General features: G+C 48.3%; 18 protein-coding genes. 9 read left to right on the top strand and 9 right to left on the bottom strand.

The annotated features are described in order from the left end of the window. Nucleotides 1-12: 12 nt before the first annotated feature. Nucleotides 13-390: a DoxX family protein gene (locus ABJO30_01670; protein MEP3231518.1), complete on the bottom strand. Its 378-nt coding sequence runs from the start codon at nucleotides 388-390 to the stop codon at nucleotides 13-15. Nucleotides 391-525: 135 nt separating this feature from the next. On the opposite strand from ABJO30_01670, the gene ABJO30_01665 reads away from it, so the two are divergent. After that, nucleotides 526-975: a VOC family protein gene (locus ABJO30_01665; protein ID MEP3231517.1), complete on the top strand. Its 450-nt coding sequence runs from the start codon at nucleotides 526-528 to the stop codon at nucleotides 973-975. Nucleotides 976-1,042: 67 nt separating this feature from the next. Here ABJO30_01665 and sbmA read toward each other — a convergent pair whose 3' ends face one another. The 4 genes from sbmA to ABJO30_01645 form a co-directional block, all read right to left on the bottom strand. Next, a complete protein-coding gene (gene sbmA / locus ABJO30_01660) occupies nucleotides 1,043-2,299 on the bottom strand; it encodes a peptide antibiotic transporter SbmA (protein ID MEP3231516.1) in 1,257 nt (418 codons plus the stop codon). Nucleotides 2,300-2,439: 140 nt separating this feature from the next. Then, entirely contained in the window at nucleotides 2,440-3,252 is an 813-nt protein-coding gene (locus tag ABJO30_01655; protein MEP3231515.1) for an N-acyl homoserine lactonase family protein, read from the bottom strand. Next, on the bottom strand, nucleotides 3,249-3,824 hold the full coding sequence (locus ABJO30_01650; GenBank protein MEP3231514.1) for a cytochrome b: 576 nt from the start codon (nucleotides 3,822-3,824) through the stop codon (nucleotides 3,249-3,251). Before ABJO30_01650 ends, ABJO30_01655 begins: the two co-directional genes overlap by 4 nt. 94 nt (nucleotides 3,825-3,918) lie before the next feature. After that, nucleotides 3,919-5,040: a GTP cyclohydrolase II gene (locus tag ABJO30_01645; protein MEP3231513.1), complete on the bottom strand. Its 1,122-nt coding sequence runs from the start codon at nucleotides 5,038-5,040 to the stop codon at nucleotides 3,919-3,921. Nucleotides 5,041-5,335: 295 nt separating this feature from the next. Here ABJO30_01645 and ABJO30_01640 point away from each other — a divergent pair, with 295 nt between their 5' ends. Beyond that, nucleotides 5,336-6,031: a RibD family protein gene (locus tag ABJO30_01640; protein ID MEP3231512.1), complete on the top strand. Its 696-nt coding sequence runs from the start codon at nucleotides 5,336-5,338 to the stop codon at nucleotides 6,029-6,031. Between the two features lie 9 nt (nucleotides 6,032-6,040). Here the strand turns inward: ABJO30_01640 and ABJO30_01635 are convergent, their stop codons facing one another. The 4 genes from ABJO30_01635 to ABJO30_01620 are packed head-to-tail and all read right to left on the bottom strand — an operon-like array spanning nucleotide 6,041 to nucleotide 9,327. After that, the gene (locus ABJO30_01635; protein MEP3231511.1) at nucleotides 6,041-6,844 is read right to left on the bottom strand and encodes a methyltransferase type 11; all 804 of its coding nucleotides are present in this window, start codon (nucleotides 6,842-6,844) and stop codon (nucleotides 6,041-6,043) included. Beyond that, nucleotides 6,841-7,887, bottom strand: a complete 1,047-nt coding sequence (locus tag ABJO30_01630; protein MEP3231510.1) for a glycosyltransferase family 4 protein — start codon at nucleotides 7,885-7,887, stop codon at nucleotides 6,841-6,843. The genes ABJO30_01635 and ABJO30_01630 overlap by 4 nt, the downstream gene beginning before the upstream one ends. Before the next feature lie 15 nt (nucleotides 7,888-7,902). Continuing rightward, complete coding sequence (locus ABJO30_01625) at nucleotides 7,903-8,304, bottom strand: 6-carboxytetrahydropterin synthase (protein ID MEP3231509.1); 402 nt, start codon at nucleotides 8,302-8,304, stop codon at nucleotides 7,903-7,905. Nucleotides 8,305-8,307: 3 nt separating this feature from the next. After that, nucleotides 8,308-9,327: a zinc-binding alcohol dehydrogenase gene (locus tag ABJO30_01620; protein MEP3231508.1), complete on the bottom strand. Its 1,020-nt coding sequence runs from the start codon at nucleotides 9,325-9,327 to the stop codon at nucleotides 8,308-8,310. 176 nt (nucleotides 9,328-9,503) lie between these two features. On the opposite strand from ABJO30_01620, the gene mdoH reads away from it, so the two are divergent. From mdoH to ABJO30_01585, 7 genes are all read left to right on the top strand, one after another. Next, nucleotides 9,504-11,333 (top strand): glucans biosynthesis glucosyltransferase MdoH, encoded by a 1,830-nt coding sequence (gene mdoH, locus ABJO30_01615; protein MEP3231507.1) that lies wholly within the window; start codon nucleotides 9,504-9,506, stop codon nucleotides 11,331-11,333. Nucleotides 11,334-11,364: 31 nt separating this feature from the next. Further along, the gene (locus ABJO30_01610) at nucleotides 11,365-12,219 is read left to right on the top strand and encodes a hypothetical protein (GenBank protein MEP3231506.1); all 855 of its coding nucleotides are present in this window, start codon (nucleotides 11,365-11,367) and stop codon (nucleotides 12,217-12,219) included. 49 nt (nucleotides 12,220-12,268) lie between these two features. Continuing rightward, nucleotides 12,269-13,540: a CaiB/BaiF CoA-transferase family protein gene (locus tag ABJO30_01605; protein ID MEP3231505.1), complete on the top strand. Its 1,272-nt coding sequence runs from the start codon at nucleotides 12,269-12,271 to the stop codon at nucleotides 13,538-13,540. 1 nt (nucleotide 13,541) lies between these two features. Continuing rightward, on the top strand, nucleotides 13,542-15,134 hold the full coding sequence (locus tag ABJO30_01600) for a thiamine pyrophosphate-binding protein (protein ID MEP3231504.1): 1,593 nt from the start codon (nucleotides 13,542-13,544) through the stop codon (nucleotides 15,132-15,134). Between the two features lie 23 nt (nucleotides 15,135-15,157). Continuing rightward, a complete protein-coding gene (locus ABJO30_01595; protein ID MEP3231503.1) occupies nucleotides 15,158-15,553 on the top strand; it encodes a cupin domain-containing protein in 396 nt (131 codons plus the stop codon). A 330-nt stretch (nucleotides 15,554-15,883) separates the two neighbouring features. After that, complete coding sequence (locus tag ABJO30_01590) at nucleotides 15,884-17,278, top strand: tetratricopeptide repeat protein (protein ID MEP3231502.1); 1,395 nt, start codon at nucleotides 15,884-15,886, stop codon at nucleotides 17,276-17,278. 120 nt (nucleotides 17,279-17,398) lie between these two features. Then, the gene (locus ABJO30_01585; protein MEP3231501.1) at nucleotides 17,399-18,814 is read left to right on the top strand and encodes an OpgC domain-containing protein; all 1,416 of its coding nucleotides are present in this window, start codon (nucleotides 17,399-17,401) and stop codon (nucleotides 18,812-18,814) included. The last annotated feature ends 21 nt before the right edge of the window (nucleotides 18,815-18,835 follow it).

Genomic DNA, 18,835 nt, shown 5'->3' with positions numbered 1-18,835 from the left:
AAAATAGCAATGCTATTTTTGGTTGATCGCTTGACGGCCTGGGCCATTTGCAACGAGCAACAGCAGACCTGCTACGAGTGCAAAGTTTTTCGCGAAGAACAAGAACTGTGTGCGGTCACCAAGTTCACTGTGGAAGATCAACGTTGTCACAACAGTGAAGACTGCAAGTGCAAGCGCTGCGTAGCGAGAAAAGAAGCCGAGCAAAATCATAATGCCGCCAATTAGCTCCAAAGCAACCACTGGCCACGCAAGAAATGCTGGCACGCCAAACTTACCCATATAGCCTTGCAAACCTTCGATGCCACCGATTTTAGTGTATCCGAAATAGATCCAGAAAGCGCCCAAAATTACGCGCGCTATCAGACCTGCGATGTTAGAAATAGAATCCATAGTTCCCCCCTTTGTCGTGGAAATTTTTGTTGTCGCTTTATTTAAAGCTTACAACACATTAACTGTATGGAGCGTAGACGCAAGCATGTCTGCCTATTTTTTGAGCTTTTTAACTCCCTAGTTTGAGGAAAACCAATGGCTACCCAGTACTTACACACGATGGTTCGAGTCACGGATATTGAGAAATCAAAGGCGTTTTATTGCGACTTGCTTGGTTTGGAAGAAGTCCGTCGCAGTGACTATGAAGCGGGCCGTTTCACCTTGGTTTTCTTGGCCGCGAAAGAGGATGTTGCGCAATTTCAAGAGCAAGCAGCCCCTGCATTGGAACTAACCTATAATTGGGATGGTGATGAAACCTATGAAGGCGGTCGCAACTTTGGTCATCTGGCTTACCGCGTCGATAATATCTATGAGACGTGCCAGCATATAATGGACAATGGCGTGACGGTTAATCGTCCCCCACGCGATGGCCGTATGGCGTTTGTGGTGTCACCCGATGGCATTTCTGTCGAATTGTTACAGCGCGGTGACGCGCTTCCTGCTCAAGAACCTTGGGCGAGCATGGAAAACATCGGCAAGTGGTAAATCGCATTTGCAGCAACGATTGCTGATCTCGTAATCGAGATCAGCTTAATTGCACTGTGCTGTGGTACTACTCTGCCGGTTCAGTTAGCAGTGATGCGCTGTGATTTGTCGGTTCAGCTATGATATGGGCCTCAAACTGACTAAGGCGTTTGTGAACAGACATCAGTTCAACGATTGTCGGCCATGAGTTCACGAGGAACTGGAACGCATTTTCCACTTGGTTGAAAGCATTGCCGATTTGGCGGAAAACACCAAAGGTGATTGCACCTGTAACAATAGCTGGCCCAAGCGCGAAATAAGGGAAGAAGACCGCCCCTTGCAGATAGGCATAACGCGCCACGTTGAAATACATGAAGTGGAAGAAATAGCGGAAATAGAAGTTGCGTAGATTGTCGTAGAGGCTACCAACTTCCTGTCTGCCCGCACGGTCATGGTCGTCTTCGCCATAGACCAATTCTTTGCGGTAGGCGGCTTCCACTTTTTGGTTTTCAAATTCAAGACCCGGCAGTTTGAAGCCAACCGCTGCAAGAACAACCGTTCCCAAAATAGCAGAGAAAATCGCAAGGAACACGAGGCCGCCGTTGACTTCGCCAAACAACGGGTAGGTTTTGACTTGTTGTGAAAGCGTCCAAAGAACGGGGATGAAAGCGATCAGCGTCATGATCGAGCGAACGAAGCTGAGGCCTAATCCTTCCATGATGCGAGAGAAGATCCGCGTGTCTTCTTGAACGCGCTGTGAAGCGCCTTCCACGTGACGAACAACTTCCCAGTTTTCCATGTAGAAATTGTTGAGGGCTGTGCGCCAGCGAAACAGGTAATGCGACGTGAAATAATCCACGATCACGAGGAAAACAATGAACGGCACGAGCACATAAGCAAGGGTCGACATTTCGCCATAATACTCAGAAAGCTCAACTGTGTTGGGGTTCGTGACAGACCTTTGAATGAGGTCATAGAAGCTGCCGTACCAGTCATTGATAAACAAGCTCAATTGCACGTTGAAATAAGTAGAGACAACCAGCGTAGCTGAGCCTGCGACAGACCACCAATACCAAATGTTGCGATTAAAAAACGCCCAGAACACGCAAAACAGGGCGGCGAACATGATGATGTATTGGTAGGTCCAAACACGATCTGCATGGAAGAACGGAACTTTTTGTCCCTGCTCAGGTGTCTCAGGCGCGCGGTCTAAAAAGAGGTCTGCCAAGTTCAGCGCGTTTTGCAAACTATCGCCAATAGTAAACCAGATCACGAAAGCAATTGCGGTCCAAATGACGGCTGATCCAAAAAACAATTTTGGAACAGGGAAGAATGATCTAAGCAACGGGTCGTCCTCTCAAAAGGTATTGATCATAAATTGGTATGCTTCAACACTCAGCGTTTCAATACACCTTGCTGTGAAACTACTGTAAGCGGCGCGGAGGTAAAGGGGTTTTCGTCTTTTGCGCGACTGGTCGTGGGGTTTTAGGCGAATTTTTTCAGTGGGCCACGGTCGAGGCGGTGAATATCGGTCTTGGCCCCGACAAAGCTCTGCTCAAAATACTGGCGCACCAAAGGGTCATGCCCTGGAATGATGCGATTGGCATCATTGTCGGCCAACTCATAGAGCCGCTTGAAACCAGCCTGCATCTCTTGCTTATCCACCACCAGCGGGAAGAGCTTGCCGTCCATGAAGTTTTCATAATAGTGGGCAGCGTCTGATGCTAAAACTAATGGCCCATGTGCTGTCATCACGCGTACCACTTGCAGGCCCAGCGAATGACCGCCCACACGGTGAACCGTAATGCCAGGCGCAACCTCGCTGTCGCCATCATGGAAGATCACTTTGCCAGAATAAACCCGCTTTACCAGCGTGCAAATATGATCGGCAGTGAAGGGTGCTTTTATGGTTGGGTCACACATGCACGGGCCTGTTGCAAAAGCCATCTCTCGTTCTTGAATATGAAAATTAGCGTTTTCAAAAGAGCCAAGGCAGCCCGCATGGTCATAGTGCAGGTGGGTGATGATGCAGTTGGAAATGCTTTGTGGGTTGATCCCGATTTCGGCCAATGCATCAGCTGGGTTCATTAAGATTGGTCGGTTGCGTAGCACTCCTTCTTTCGCGTCATATCCCGTATCAATCAGAATAGTTCGCTCATCATTTTTGATCACCCAAACGAAATAATCCATATCATGTGGGACATCGTGATGAGGGTCATCAAGAAAACTATCAGCGCGGGTGCGGGCGTTGCGATCAGCATATTTGACCGCATAGACTTCGTAGTTCGCGGTGGTCACGTCCGCAACATTCTCAATAAAACACCGTCTTTCTTGATGAACTGGTGCATCAAAGCGGCGCCGATGTGGATTAAGATGAGGGCTGCAATAACAAAACCGATATAGCCATGAATTTCTAATAGGAAATTGCCCAGCTCGCGGTTTTTATCAGTCAAAGTTGGGAGATTAAACAGGCCAAATATTGGAATGTTTTTCACCCCCCACGCATTGGTTGCGTACCATCCTAAAAGAGGCTGACAAATCAAAGCGCCATAAAGCATCACATGGGTAAAATGCGCCACTTTCTGCTGCAATGGTGGAATGGATGAAGGCAGCGGAGAGGGTGGTGTTGAGCGGGATTTGATGAATAGGCGCACGACCACGAGGATGAGCAGCACAAAGCCCATGCCTCGATGGTAATCATAAAGCTGTCCGCGAAGGGCTGGAAACTTCCCACCCCATAGGTCGCCAGTTGCCATCCATATGCCTGCAACAATCATCGTGATCATGATCAAAGCCATCACCCAGTGGATGAGTCGGGCGGCACGAGAATAACCGCGGGGGCGATCTTCAAATGTTATATCGGTAGACATGGCTTCAAGCTCCGTATTTTGAGAAGTATCAAAAATACGGTCTTATTCGTCAAGCGTGCTTGGGATCACAATAATATTTGAGGCAAACCGTAGTTTACTTATTGTACTTCAGCATATGGCCAGAGCGTTTTGCTTTGGTTTTGAGGTAATGGCTATTGTTCTCGTTCATTGGCGCTTGGTGCGGCACGCGCTCCACAACGTCGAGGCCATTTTCTTCTAGCGCTGACACTTTGTTCGGATTGTTGGTCAAAACAGATACTTGCTGCCAGCCAAGAGCCGAGATCATTTTTGCTGCAACCGTATAATCACGCAGATCATCTTCAAAACCGAGCGTGCGGTTGGCATCAACGGTATCGAGCGATTGACTTTGTAGATCATAAGCTCTGATCTTGTTGGTCAGGCCAATGCCACGACCTTCTTGATCGAGATAAAGCACGGCACCGCCGCCCATCTCATGAAGTTTTTCGATAGCGAGGCGAAGCTGGTCACCGCAGTCACATTTTTCAGATCCAAAAACATCGCCTGTCGCACAAGCTGAATGGATGCGGATTGGCAGTGGTTTGGTTATGTTGGGTTGGCCAACAATAAGCGCAATTTCATTTTCGCCAGTTGCATATTCAAACACCACCATGCGGGTGTTGATACCGCCACGTACAGGGATAGGCGCTTCGCTTTTACGGCGAAGAGTGTTCGTTTTTGCTGTTTCAAAACGAACAATCGTATCCTTTTCAATCACCTGCACACCTTGGCTTACCAAGGCTTCAACATTAGAAACGTTGGAGAAGCAAAGACATGCCGGCAAAAATTTGGCTTTCATCAAGAGGGACAATGCAGCTTCGGCATGTTCTTCTTGGAAGACGGGACGATGGGTCACTTTGGCAGGGTGAGCTGCAGCTAACGCATATAGATCATCAGCCGTATCATTCAGTCCAATCGACACAGAGATCGCGCTTGCAAATTCTAGCCCAATCGCATCAGCGCGCTCGCCGCTCAAAACCAACATAGGTGAGCGTCCAAGCTGCATAGAGCGAAACTTATTCAGGCTTTTATTGTCCAGCCCGTCTACGGCTATGAATAGATGGTGGCCAGAATCATTGTGCAACAGAACTTGTCCGCCAAGTCTCAAGTTCGCGATGCAAGATTGGACGTCCAACAGTGTGCTGGCATCATCTTGTGACGAAGACTGGGGAATAGAATGAAGTTTTGTAGTGCCCATTGAAGTCATATGAGGTTGAACCCTGATTTCGGTTAGTTCTAGTTGAGCCGAGTTGTGATGTCGATGGTAATTCTAAGGAAATTTAACGTGGTTAAGCTGTTTACAATTTGTCCAGTTGATTGGCTTTCGGTTTAGTCAGTCATTCACCTAATTATTAGTAATATAAGACTTTTTTGTGTCCTTCACCATTATTCAGGTGTAAAACTTTGTGTCTGAATGCAACATGAATAACCTATTCAGCAAGTGTCACTTTCGTGTTAAGGGAAGGTAATGTCGAAGATTTGGGAACACTAATTTGCCAGACCAACAAGCCGCTATCCATTTTGCCCAAAATGATCCGATAGACACTTTGCGCGGAAATGAGCCGTTGGTTATTGCCCAACTTGGCCAATCACTAGATGGACGCATTGCAACAATCAATGGGCATTCCAAATATATCAACCACAAAGAAGGTTTAACTCATCTGCATCGGTTGCGCGCCAATGTTGATGCTGTGGTTGTTGGTGTTGGTACAGTCAATGATGATGACCCAAGGCTAACAGTTCGCCTTTGTGATGGTGATAGTCCAAAACGGGTGATTCTCGATCCGCATGGCCGTGTCTTTCAAAGTGCGCAAATATTCAGCGATGACGGGCCAGAAGTCATTATCATCACACGCAACGATATGGACCATCCCATGTATGGGCGTGCGAAAATTTTGGCACTAGATCATCAAAATGGCCGTATCTCTCCTGAGAATATTATCAAATGCTTGGCTGAAAATGGCATGGCCCGTTTGCTAATTGAGGGCGGTGCGCGGACTGTCAGTGTGTTTTTAAACAATGATGCGCTTGATCGTCTGCATTTGATTGTCGCACCACTAATACTTGGAAGTGGCCAACCTGGCCTCGCGCTTTCTTGTATCAAGACGGTTCAAGAAGGCTTGCAGCCTAAAGTCGGGCTTTATGAATTAGGCCATGACATTTTGTATGACTGCAACTTCAAGGCTTAAATGCGGCCTTTACTGTGTTGGCAGGGCGAGAAAATCTATATGGCCAACAAAGACGCTTGGGTGATAGTTTTCCGCATCAATCAATAGCTTTTGACGCATATCGTACCAATCCGCAAAATCACCAGCCAAATCAGGTCTGATTTCGTTGGCAGCCTGCTGCCAGCCCTCTAGCAACATGCGCTGAAAGGGAATGTCTGCTGGTCCGGCTTGCCAATCTGATAGCGAATGAAACACTTCGTAGCCTGCCTCAGAAAACATCTCTATTGCCGTATCCGCCGCATCAGGTCCAAGAGCTGGACCGAAGCCTTTATCGGTTCTTTGGTGGGCGTTAAAGGCATTGAGGATAATGTCATCATGGCCGATAGGCGGCATGGCGCCTGCGCGTCCATCATAGGTGAGGGCGGCATAGAACGGCTTCTTGTGCTTCTTCAATGCGTCTACAAAGCCTGACAACCATTCTGTCGATACCAAATCTAAAAACGCTGATGTTGTGACAAGATCGCAATCATGAGCGAAGACGGCATCGAGTGATGTTGAAAGGTCAGCCAGTGATGTTTTTACATCAGCGTTTTGTGATTCTGCCGTTGCGACTTTTAAAAGAGCGGCGTCGTTGTCTACCAAATGCCATGCAATCGGATGTTTGGTTTCTTTTTCAATCGCACGGATGGTGGAGCCTGTACCTGATCCAATATCAGTGATGCGGGCAGGCGTTTCCCCTTTAATGAGACTGATAACCGCCGCCAAAATACCAGCATCACGCGCTGCATGGTCGATAGGTTCACGAAGGGCGAGCCATTCAGCTGAAAAACTCATAAGAGGCGCTCCAATATTTCGAGGATTTTTTTGGCAGATCCAGACCACGTTGGGAAATCAGGTTCTACAGCCAGCGCGCCCAAGTGTTTTTTGTGACGCAAAGGCGTGTCGTTCAACAGGGATGACAGTGCCTTTGAAAACGCCTCAACATCATCTGCTAGCGTGAGAATGCCCGCCTCCAGCGGCACTGTATCAGGAATGGCGCCCGCCGTTGTGCCGATCACCGGAATACCGCGAACAATCGCTTCAGCATAAGCCATGCCATAACCCTCATAGCGAGAGGCAAGGGAGAAGATATCCGCTTTTGCATATTGTTGCGAAAGCTCGTCTTCGCTGAGGCTATCTAGAAAAGTCACGCGATCAGAAACACTAAGCTCGTGGCATAAGGTAGTCAGTTCCAAGAAGCATGCACGGTCAAAATTTTGAGGGCCGATAATGGTAAGGTGCCACTGCTCCTCCTTTATCAAAGCAAGGGCTTTGATGAGAACGTCATGGCCTTTTCTCTCGGTGATCGAGCCGACGCTCAAGATTGAAAGAGGTGGCTCCGTTCTAAATTCAATCGGTGTGGCGCGGGTAACGCCTGGTTCAACCGTATGGATGACTGCGTTATCAATCGCGAAGAGTTCAGCCACGGTTTTGCTGGTGGCGGAGCTTGTAGTGATAACCGCTTTGGTGAAGTTAAGCCCCTTGCGCTCGGTCTCCTCAAGAAACTCCGCCTCTTCCTGTGAAATGCCGTTCTCCAATGAGAGCGGGTGATGCAATAGGCTGATGCAAGGCGCAGATTTGCTCAACTCTTCGATCAGTTCAGGAAAACAACCGCCAGCTAAACCGTCCACAATCGTAATGTCAGCATCATCACATTCATCGATAATGGAAAAGGCGAGCGCCTTGTCATCATCGCTCGGGTTTGGATAGCTGCCCGACAAACTCACCAGATCAAAAGCAACATTCAGCTCACGCCATTCTTCCAATATGGTCCTATCATAACGATACCCACCGCTTGGGGTATTGATATCACCTGGAATGATGAAGCGAATGCGCATGAGAAGCGAGCCAGTCTATTTGAGCGGTGCCTCGTACCAAGCAAGCGCCACATGACTTTCAGAAATCGTGACGCGGATCGCATCAAGCTCACCTGCAGTGCGACCAAGACCGCCAGCGTTTGCTGTTTTCGCCAGATGATCCCAAATATATTTGGTCAAAAACTCAGTCGTTGTGTTTTCGCCTTCAAACTCTGGCATCTCATCAAGGTTCTTATAATTGATCGGTTCAAGAACGGCCTTTAGCGCATCATGCGCGGCACCTATGTCGATTACCACATTGTTTTCATCCAGCGTTTTGGACAGAAAACAAGCATCAATCACGAAGGTTGCGCCGTGCATGGCTTGTGCTGGTCCGAAAAATTCACCCTTGAAAGAATGGGCAATCATGATGTGATCGCGAACTTCAACTGCGTGCATCGGTTAGTCTCCGTATTTGATAAGCTGGCATAATGTTTCGCTGTCGGAAGAGAAGATTTCCGGCAAGGCGTCTGCCAGCGCATTAAACGCTATCGCCTCTTCAAGCAAGTGGTCCAAAACCGGATCGGCCAATAATTGCATCGCTTCTGCCATGCGTTCGTCATAACCATGTGTTGCACGCTTAGCAGGACTGACATGCCCGACTTGGCTTGAAATGATCTTGAGCCGTTTTGAATGGAACGGGCCGCCAAGCGACAATTGAACTGGTTTATCACCGTACCAACTCATCTCGATAACACTACCTTCAAACTTTAGCAGATTGATCGCCGTTTGCAGGCCCGCACCATTGGCGCTGGTGTGAAAAACAATGTCTTGTTCGTCCACAGCATTGTTGGGTAGGGCAAATTTTAAACCGAGTTTTTCTGCAATCGTTTTCTTGTTGGGGTTGATGTCTATCAATGTCACCGGATTGTCAGAAATTTGACTTGCGACATAAGCTGTCAGCAAGCCAACCACACCACCACCGACAACGCTCACTGTGTGGTGCGCCTCTAGGTTGGCATCCCACACGGCATTGAGGGCGGTTTCCATATTGGCCGATAAGACAGCGCGGTTTGCGGGAATATGCTCAGGAATGGGACGAGCCATATTTTCCGAAACAATGAGGTGTTCTTGGTGTGGATGCAGAACAAAAACTGTTTCGCCTGCAAACATTTTCGTGATGGCGCTGCCCAATGCGATCACTTTTCCGACAGATGCATATCCATAAGAAACAGGAAACGAAAAATCGCCTGTTTGATGCGGGCAGCGCATGGCCTTCCATTCTGATTCTGGAATTTTTCCATTGAAAACAAGACTCTCAGTGCCGCGGCTAATGCCTGAATAAAGGGATTCAACCAAAATTTCATTTGCCGCCAATATAGGTAAATCGACGGATTTTAGCGTTGCTAACCCTGCTTTTTCATAAAATAAAGCGCGTGTTTGGGCCAATTTCTCTTTTTCCTGATTAACCTGTTCAGCCACAATTCAGTTTCAATCCAATATTAGCAGTAGAGACATCAACGTTGATGCGCTATGTGCTCTTTAAAAGAGTGACGTGGCGCGATTTGTCAATCGTTGATCCCACTGTAATTAAGTCAGGCTGTTTTAGCGACACGCTAATTGCCTAACTGAAATGCACATTTGTTCGAGGTAGTTATATGTCATCTTTCGCCAAACGCTCAATCTTCGCAGCACTCGTATTGTTGACGATCGGATCACTCACATCATTGATGATCTGGGCATTGGCTGAAGGCGGGGTTCAGTGGTCAGAATTGGTCTTGCTGACCTGCTTCATTATTACATTGCCGTGGACAGCGATTGGTTTTTGGAATGCGGTGATCGGCTTCATTTTGATGAGAACCTCGAAAGATCCGGCCGCCGCCGTCTTTCCTGCCTTAAAAAAATATAAGGGCGACGAGAAGATTTCAACCTCTACAGCCATTGCCATGTGCATCCGCAATGAAGAGGTCGATCAGGTTAATCGCAATCTCAATGCGATGATCGCGAGATTGGTTGCATCAGGCGAAGGTGAAAATTTCCACGTCTATGTGTTGAGCGATAGCTCCTTTGATGACGTGGTTGCCGAAGAAAAAGATGTGTTTGCTAAACTGGCCGAAGATTGGGCTGGTAAATTAGATGTCACTTATCGTCTGCGCACAGATAATTGGGGCTTTAAAGCCGGTAATATTTCAGAATTTTGTGATCAATGGGGTGCCCAGCACGATTTCATGCTCACACTCGATGCAGACAGCGTTATGTCGGCTTCTTCCATTTTGCGCATGGTTCGTGTGATGCAAAACAATGACAAACTTGGCATTTTGCAGAGCTTGGTCGTTGGCCTTCCATCTGACAGTGCATTCACCCGTGTTTTCCAGTTTGGTATGCGCATGGGCATGAAATCTTTCACGCTCGGCAGTGCATGGTGGCAGGCTGATTGTGGTCCTTACTGGGGTCATAACGCGCTGATCCGCTTGAAGCCATTTATGGAAGCATGCCATTTGCCAGTTCTACCGGGTAAAGGTCCGCTTTCTGGTTATGTATTGAGCCATGACCAAGTTGAGGCAACCTTTATGCGTCGCGCGGGCTATGAAGTGCGCGTGTTGGCAGAAGAGGGCGGTTCTTATGAAGAGAACCCGCCGCATGTTCTCGAATTTATCCGTCGTGACCTGCGTTGGTGTCACGGCAATATGCAATATTTCAAATTGCTGGGCGAAAAAGGCTTGTTGCCAACCAGCCGTGTTCAATTGTTCCTTGCCATCTTAATGTTTACGAGTGCGCCTGCATGGCTGACCTTTATCGCCGTGGGCACAAGTACGTTGGTTTTCAAAGATATGCCGTTTGAAGGTTTTTCTATGGTTCCAGGCATCGTGCTTTTCTCAATCATCATGACCATGATTTTCACACCTAAGATTGTGTCGGTGATTGATGTGATGCTGAACTCTAAGCTTAGAAAATCTTATGGTGGTGGCGTTGCCGTTTTGACTGGGTCGTTGGTGGAGATCGTCTTCTCAATGTTACTTGCGCCGATAATGGCTGTGGCTGAAACCTTGTTCCTTGCAGGCTTGCCGTTTGGCAAGGCGCGTGGTTGGGCTTCTCAAAACCGTTCAGCACATTCTTTGAAACTGTCTGTGATCGTATCTCACTTATGGCCGCAAACGCTCTTTGGTATCGTAGGCCTTGTTACCATCTTTACCTTCCAAGATGTATCGTTTACTGGCTTGATTGTTACGCTCCCAGTTTTTGTGGGTCCCGCTTTTGCTCTGGTGTTTGGTTACACAAGCGCCCATGTTGTCTTCGGCAAATTCTTCTCTCGCCTTGGCCTATGGCAAATGCCAGAAGAAGAAACACCGCCTGTCATCGTTCGTGCACTTAATTTGCCAGCGCTTTCACTCCGCTCTGAAGTTGCAAATGCGGAAGAGCGCGCGCCGCTTTCAACTGATGACTTGCTTGCGCTCGACAAGGATTTCGATGATCGCCTCGCTGCCTAAGATACGACACAGACTAGGGCAGGTGAGGACAATGAGTGCAACGCCATTTGGCAACATAATAGCGAGCCTTAGTGCTGTCGTTATTTCGCTGGCAGGTTTCTTGTTCCCTCTTCTTGCACCAACCAGTGCTCATGCCTGTGGTCTGAATTCAGACTGCAAAGTATCAAGCGGCACTTACCGCATCTTTGTTCCGAAGAAATTAGAAAACACATCCAAACGACCTGCTATCGTCTATATCCATGGACTTGGCGGATCTGCCGAACGCTCCATGCAGCATTCAAGCTTCATTCGTGCGGCTAAGCGATTAGGTTTTGTTTTGGTTGGCGTTGAAGGACTTGCGGGCCAATGGACATTTAAAAACGGTCTTGTTCGTGGCCCCATTCGCAATGAATTTAAATATTTTACTCAAGTGACAACCGATCTAAGGCGTCGTTTCGATGTTGATCCGCGTAAAATCGTTATCGCTGGTTTTTCTGTTGGCGCTTCAATGACGTGGTATCTTGCCTGCAATGGCCGCAAAAAATACGCAGGCTACATTCCAGTTGCCGGCACTCTTTGGAAGCCGCAACCTAAACGGTGTTCGAATATGATTGGTGAGCTTTACCATTATCACGGAACCGCTGATCGCACATTTCCCCTTACAGGGCGACGGGTCGGTCATAAACACCAAGGCGATATCCGCGATACTTTCAACAATATGTACCGCCAAGACCCTTGCTCTGCAAAGCTAGTTAAAGAACTTAAATTTCGCGGACAACGCTGTAAACTTCATAGAAATTGCGATGGGGAAGCCTTGCAATTCTGCCTGAATGGTAGCGGTCATGACGTGCGCGGGTTTTACCTTGTCGATGGATATACGCGGATCGCGAAAGCGCGGGGTTGGTGATCGACGTTCGTTCAGCTAGAACGGTGCCAACACAGTTTATGGATTTGTCATGGTAGAAAACTCTCTCAAAGATGGCCCGCTTTCAGGCCTGCGTGTCTTAGATCTCTCGCGGATATTGGCTGGGCCTACCTGTACCCAACTTTTTGGCGACATGGGCGCGGACGTAATCAAGATTGAACGCCCAATTGCAGGGGACGATACCCGCCGTTGGGGACCGCCTTTCGTGCAGGTTGATGGCGAAGATAGCCAAGAAAGTTCATACTATCTTTGCGCCAATCGCAATAAGCGCTCTCTTGCTGTCAACATGGCGAGTGAAGAGGGACAAGAAATCATTCGCAAAATCGCTGCTGAAAGCGATGTAGTTGTCGAGAATTTCAAGGTCGGTGATTTGAAGCGGCGCGGGCTGGATTATGAAAGCCTCAAAGCTATCAATTCAAAACTGATTTATTGTTCTATCACAGGCTTTGGCCAAACAGGGCCTTATGCAGAACGCGCGGGCTATGATTTTTTGATCCAAGGTATGGGCGGCATTATGAGCTTGACCGGACAACGCGATGAAGATGGCGGCGTGCCGACGAAAGCCGGTGTTGGGATTGCTGATGTTGTTTGTGGCCTTTACGCATCAAATGCTGTTTTGGCAGCTCTCCATGCGCGCAACCAAACGGGCGAAGGCCAATACCTCGAATTGTCTTTGCTTGATACGCAGGTTTCTTGGTTGATCAATCAGGGGACGGCTTATTTAACAGACCGCAAAGTGCCCGGTCGCCTCGGCAACGGACACCCAAGTATCGTGCCTTATGAAACATTTCCGGCATCCGATAAGCAGTTCATTCTTGCCATCGGCAATGACACACAGTTTGCGAAGTTTCTGGAACTTGCAGGCCGCAGTGAGCTTTTGGAAGATGAGCGTTTTCCGACCAATGTGGCGCGCGTCGGCAACCGTGGTTATGTGGTGGGTGTGATTTCAGAAATCACGCGAACGAAGACCGCTGATGAATGGTTGAATTTGCTTGCCAGCAATGCGGTTCCATGTGGTCCGGTGAATAATTTGGAAGAGGTCTTTAACGACCCGCAAATCAAGCATCGTGAAATGGAAATCGCCATGGACCATGAAACCGCCGATGGCGGCAAAGTTCATTTGATTGGTAATCCGATCAAGATGAGCGAAACACCAATTACCTATCGCACTCCACCCCCACGTGTTGGCCAGCATAGCGCCGATGTTTTGGGCGAATTGGGATATAGCGAAGACGACATCAAAAAATTGACCGAGAATGAAACCATTTCAGATGGCCGATTAGACACTGAAGGAAGCAAGTAGAATGCGTGCAGCAGATATTATTGGTAAGAAACTGGCGGAAGCAGGTTGCTTGAATGCGTTTGGTATTCCAGGCGGCGAAGTACTGACACTGATGGATGGGATGCGTACAGCCGATATCGATTTCACCCTAGTGAAACACGAAAACGCTGGCGGCTTTATGGCTGAGGGAAGTTGGCACGCAAATGGTGCGCCCGCAATTCTCATCGCGACCCTCGGCCCCGGTGTTGCTAATGCCATCAACGTCATTGCCAACGCCATGCAAGACCGCGTGCCGCTTTTGTTTATTACGGGTTGTATGGATGGTGCTGAAGCTGAAACTTACACGCACCAAGTGTTCGATCACCAGCAAATGTTGCGCCCTGTTGTTAAGGCAAGTTTCCGCGCTCATGAAGGTGCTGTTGGCGTGATGATGGATAAGGCAATCGCCCTTGCAACCGAAGGCCAACCCGGTCCGGTCCATATTGATTTGCCCATAAAAGTTGCTCAAAGTGAGAGCGAGCAATATGCACCACTCGCGATATTACCTCCGCGTGGCCACGCAGCGCCAAGCCTCATTGAGCAGGTGAAAAAACGCATTTCTAAAGCGAAAAAACCCTTGGTTATTGCAGGTGTTGATGCGCTGAATGAGAACGCAGACATCGCAAGCTTTTGTAAGCGTCTCAATATTCCGATGATTGCAAGCTACAAAGCAAAAGGCATGCTTGATGAACGCGACCCGCTGAGCCTTGGCGGTGCGGGCCTTTCCCCTAAATCAGACAAGATTTTTATGCCGTTGATTGAAGAGAGCGACCTTGTGTTGCTACTCGGTTATGACCCGATTGAAATGCGGGTCGGTTGGCGCAATGCGTGGAAGGGTGAGGACGCGGTTGAAGTAACGTCAACTTTGCGCACCCACGGTATGCATTCAGCGACCACCACCTTGATGGGCGATGTGGCTGTGACGGTCGATGCGCTAAGCGAGGCGGAAGCGGGTACCTATTGGGAAAATGGGGCCGCTGAAAAAGCGCGTGCTGATCTTACAGATATGTTCTCATTTGACCTGTCGAAAGAATTCGGCCCTGAACATGTTTTCGCAACTTTGCGCGATGCTGCTCCTGATGAAACAGTGATCACTGCAGATAGTGGCGCGCACCGTATTTTGGTTAGCCAAATGTGGGACTGCCGCTCACCTCGCACCATGCTGCAATCTTCTGCCCTTTGCACGATGGGTTGCGCTGTGCCATTGGCGGCAGGCTATAAACAAGTGAAGCCAGAAACGCCTGTGATTGCCTTTGTTGGTGATGCCGGATTTGAAATGATGATGGGCGACCTCTCAACGCTGCGCGATATGGGAACCAACATCATTATTTGTGTGTTGGTTGATGAGAGCCTCGGTCTCATCGAACTGAAACAACGCGCCATGCAATTGCCAAATCGCGGCGTTGATTTTTCTGGAACGGATTTCCCGAAAGTTGCCGAAGGTTTTGGTGGGCACGGTGTTTGGATTGATGATGTCGACACATTGAAAGCTGAGTTTGACGCAGCTCTAAAACGCGATACGTTTACGGTGTTGTGTCCGCGCATCGGTCGCAAAGCTTATGACGGCAAGTTCTAAGTTTCACATAAAGAGGTAGAGCGATGGAAATTTTTAAAGCGAATGGCCGACCAACCTTGGTGGCAAGCGATGCCTATTTCACGGGTCATGTCACACAAGACCCAATCGTTACTGCCCCAGAACCTGCTCGTGTCCGCGCTCTGCGTGTAACTTTTTCACCCGGTGCCAGAACCAATTGGCACACTCACCCACTGGGCCAAACCCTGTATGTTGTTTCAGGTGTTGGGCTTGTGCAAAAACTTGGTGAGCCGATACAGGAAATTCGGGCAGGCGATACAGTTTGGATCGCACCAGACGAGAAACACTGGCACGGTGCAACAGCTGAAAACGCAATGTGTCACATTGCGATTCAAGAGGCGCTTGATGGGTCAAATGTGGATTGGTTGGAGCCAGTAAGTGATAATGATTACAACGCTTAACTCAATTTTTGGCAGCTGATCACTTAATTTCACCTTGGAAATGACGTTAACCATGCGATTTTTTCACTAACAAGTTGATCAAAGTACCAATGTTTCTGCCAATCTGCGCGATTTTGGAATAATTTGCTCACAGATATGTGAATTGCAGCTGTTTTTTGTGTTCAGCCAAATAGAATCCGTTCAGCTAGTATTCAGGTGAAACTGATGATAATTGGGCGCAAGATACAGAAAGTTTCGATTGTCCAATCGTTGCTGAAGTTTGTTCCTTACGAAAGCAGCTTGTGCTGCATGAATAAGGAGCAGGGGATGACAGTTAGGTAAGGAATTTAAATGCAAGACATTTTTGGATGTGAGTTTGATATTGGCGGTGACAAGCCAAACCAAGCCGTTGATGCTTGGAATAAGCTTTGCCATGCATTTCTATCTCATTCTGCCGAAACCCCAACGCACCTCGGTAACCTGCTCGCCGCAGATCCTGATAATGTGCTTGGACTATGTTCCAAAGGCTTCTTCATGCTGCTTGCTGGCCGCAAAGAGTGTTTGTCGGCTGTCGATACGGCTGTTGCGAGAGTTTCTGAAATTGAAAAACGACGTGGTTTCTTGCCGCTACGCGAAGCAGCTTACGTTGAATCACTAAAACTTGCCCACAAAGGCCAGTGGTACCTCGCTGCCAAAGTGCTTGAGGGTGTTTTTGAATCTGAAGCTCATGACGCGATGGCCTTTAAAATGGTTCATGCCTTGCGCTTCATGCTGGGGGATCGTTTTGGTCTTCGTGCTTCAAGCTTGAAAGCCGTTGATCGTTTCGATCCGGATCATTTTGCAACTGGTTATATTTACGGTTGCCATGCCTTCGCCCTAGAAGAAACTGGTGATTATAAGGCTGCAGAAAAATTTGGCCAACAAGCGGTTGAGCTTTGCCCCGATGATGCATGGGGTCTGCATGCTGTGGCTCACGTCTATGACATGACTGCACGCGCTGAGACAGGCATTAAATGGCTTGAAACACGCGAAAAGCAATGGGCTCATTGCAACAACTTCTCCTTCCACTTCTTTTGGCATTTAGCGCTTCACTATCTTGAAGTGGGCAATTACGTCAAAGTTCTGGAACTTTACGATAATGACATTCGTAAAGAGCAAACAGATGATTATCGTGATATCTCAAATGCTACATCATTGCTCGCTCGCCTTGAGGGGCTTGGGGTTTATGTTGGCGATCGATGGGATGAGCTGAACGCCCTTTGTGAGCGCCGCACGGATGATAATTGCGTGATCTTCGCAGATCTCCACTACATGCAAGCGCTTGGCCGCTCTAACAATGTTGACGCGATGGACAAGTTGATTGCCACCATGAGCAACAATGCTCAATACGGCAAACGCGACATGGATGACGTCAACCAAGTTGCTGGCGTATCGGCGGCGCAAGGGTTGAAAGCTTACTATTCTGGCGACTATAGCAATGCCTTTAAAATGCTAAGTGCTGCCCGCCCACAAATGCAGCAAATTGGCGGAAGCCATGCGCAGCGTGACACATTTGAACGCATGACAATTGATGCCGGACTAAAGGCTGGGTGCTATCAAGAAGCAAAAGCGCTGATTGAGGATAGAACTTGGCGCCGTAGTCAGGAAGATTCATACGCTCACAACCGCTCTGTCGCTGCTGTGAATGAGAAATTTGAATTGGAAACCCCAACATCAGACGCGAAAGTGATCGCAATTTCTGCTTAGTTGCATCTCAAGGTTTTAGAGGCTAGTGAAAGCACGAACCCAAGTCGAGCGCTCCGTAGAGCGAGCACAATTGAAATTTGTGTTTGATGTCGGTCTGAATGATCAGAGTTATTTTATAAAATGAATGAACAAGCCACTCCCGAAAAATTGGCAAGCGTAACAACTGTTGCCGCCAACGATAAAGCCAAGTCAAACGATCCGACTGCTGGTATGGACCTTTCCAAGGTAAAAAAACCGCGCGATCCTCGTCTCGACTTTTTCCGTGGCATTGCCATGTTCATCATTTTAATCGCCCACACGTCTTGGAATTCTTGGACATTGTGGATTCCGGCACGCTTCGGCTTTTCTGATGCGACGGAGATTTTCGTTTTTTGTTCCGGCATGGCATCAGCGCTTGCCTTTGCTTCCGTTTTTGATCGTCACAGTTGGTTCATGGGCGCTGCCCGTGTTGTGCACCGTGTTTGGCAGGTCTACTGGGCGCATATCGGCATGTTCATCGTGATCTGTTTGTGGGTGTCGTGGATTGATGTTATCGGCGACCACGGTGACTTTATGAAAACGCGCCTCAATCTCATGAACTTCTTTGAGCTTGATACACCGCAGCAATTGCTCGGTCTGATGTCGCTGACTTATGTGCCGAACTACTTTGATATTTTGCCAATGTATATCGTGGTGTTGTTCATGATCCCAATCGTCATGGGTCTGTCTCGCATCTCACCTTACGCAGCGATTGCGTTTTGCGTAGGGTTATGGCTCGCGACCAATATTGAGGCTTGGTACAATTGGTATTACGGAATGCAAAGCAGCATTTTCCGCTTCCCCGCAGAACCATGGAACCATGAAGGTTGGTCTAACTGGTATCATGGTGGAGAGATTCCCCAAGAGGCACAAAACGGATTTAAATCGCGTCAGTGGTTCTTCAATCCATTTGGTTGGCAGTTGATTTTCTTTGCAGGTTTCGCCTTCATGCGCGGCTGGTTGCCACGCCCTCCTGTTAGCAAAACACTGATTATCTTGGCGATTGCTTTCATCGTCATCACCATGCCGCTTGCCTATTTCCGTTTCTATAATGGTTTGACGTTTGATGCGGATTTGAATGCATGGCTCAAAGCAACACCGCTTAAAGAATGGCGTGCTGATATTCGTTGGTTGATTTGGAAAACAGATTTCGGTCTCTTCCGCTTCATTCACTTCTTGAGTGTTGGCTATCTTGCTTGGCTTGCTGTGGGCGAGGGCGGTAAGCGTCTTATCTCCTCTGGCCTATGGGGTAAGTTTGTTAAGATCGTCATGACGGTTGGTCAGCAGTCTCTCGCTATTTTCCTCTTCTCAATGGTGTTTGCGCAAATCATTGGCTACACATTCTATCCGCCAGTCGATCACCCGTTCCATATCACAGCACCAAGAACGGAATGGCGTTGGCTTCATTCAGCGGTTGTGAATATCGGTGGTATGATCACTTTGATCGGCGTTGCTTATTTCGTTGCTTTCTTCAAGAAACAGCCTTGGCGCGGGCCTGCAAAACCAAAGGTCAGCTAACGCTCTTAAAAATCGGCATGC

This window comes from Hyphomicrobiales bacterium (assembly GCA_039973685.1).
Taxonomy (GTDB): Bacteria; Pseudomonadota; Alphaproteobacteria; order Rhizobiales; family JACESI01; genus JACESI01.
The sequence above is the reverse complement of the archived record's forward strand: the minus strand, read 5'-3'. Positions and strand labels throughout refer to the sequence as shown.

What these genes read in the sequence shown, in the direction of transcription:
- ABJO30_01650 (MEP3231514.1), bottom strand. Translation starts at nt 3,824, where the DNA reads ATGTCTACCGATATAACATTTGAAGATCGCCCCCGCGGTTATTCTCGT.
- ABJO30_01645 (MEP3231513.1), bottom strand. Translation starts at nt 5,040, where the DNA reads ATGGGCACTACAAAACTTCATTCTATTCCCCAGTCTTCGTCACAAGAT.
- ABJO30_01590 (MEP3231502.1), top strand. Translation starts at nt 15,884, where the DNA reads ATGCAAGACATTTTTGGATGTGAGTTTGATATTGGCGGTGACAAGCCA.
- ABJO30_01605 (MEP3231505.1), top strand. Translation starts at nt 12,269, where the DNA reads ATGGTAGAAAACTCTCTCAAAGATGGCCCGCTTTCAGGCCTGCGTGTC.
- ABJO30_01665 (MEP3231517.1), top strand. Translation starts at nt 526, where the DNA reads ATGGCTACCCAGTACTTACACACGATGGTTCGAGTCACGGATATTGAG.
- ABJO30_01625 (MEP3231509.1), bottom strand. Translation starts at nt 8,304, where the DNA reads ATGCACGCAGTTGAAGTTCGCGATCACATCATGATTGCCCATTCTTTC.
- ABJO30_01610 (MEP3231506.1), top strand. Translation starts at nt 11,365, where the DNA reads ATGAGTGCAACGCCATTTGGCAACATAATAGCGAGCCTTAGTGCTGTC.
- mdoH (MEP3231507.1), top strand. Translation starts at nt 9,504, where the DNA reads ATGTCATCTTTCGCCAAACGCTCAATCTTCGCAGCACTCGTATTGTTG.
- ABJO30_01595 (MEP3231503.1), top strand. Translation starts at nt 15,158, where the DNA reads ATGGAAATTTTTAAAGCGAATGGCCGACCAACCTTGGTGGCAAGCGAT.
- ABJO30_01635 (MEP3231511.1), bottom strand. Translation starts at nt 6,844, where the DNA reads ATGAGTTTTTCAGCTGAATGGCTCGCCCTTCGTGAACCTATCGACCAT.
- ABJO30_01630 (MEP3231510.1), bottom strand. Translation starts at nt 7,887, where the DNA reads ATGCGCATTCGCTTCATCATTCCAGGTGATATCAATACCCCAAGCGGT.
- ABJO30_01585 (MEP3231501.1), top strand. Translation starts at nt 17,399, where the DNA reads ATGAATGAACAAGCCACTCCCGAAAAATTGGCAAGCGTAACAACTGTT.
- ABJO30_01670 (MEP3231518.1), bottom strand. Translation starts at nt 390, where the DNA reads ATGGATTCTATTTCTAACATCGCAGGTCTGATAGCGCGCGTAATTTTG.
- ABJO30_01600 (MEP3231504.1), top strand. Translation starts at nt 13,542, where the DNA reads ATGCGTGCAGCAGATATTATTGGTAAGAAACTGGCGGAAGCAGGTTGC.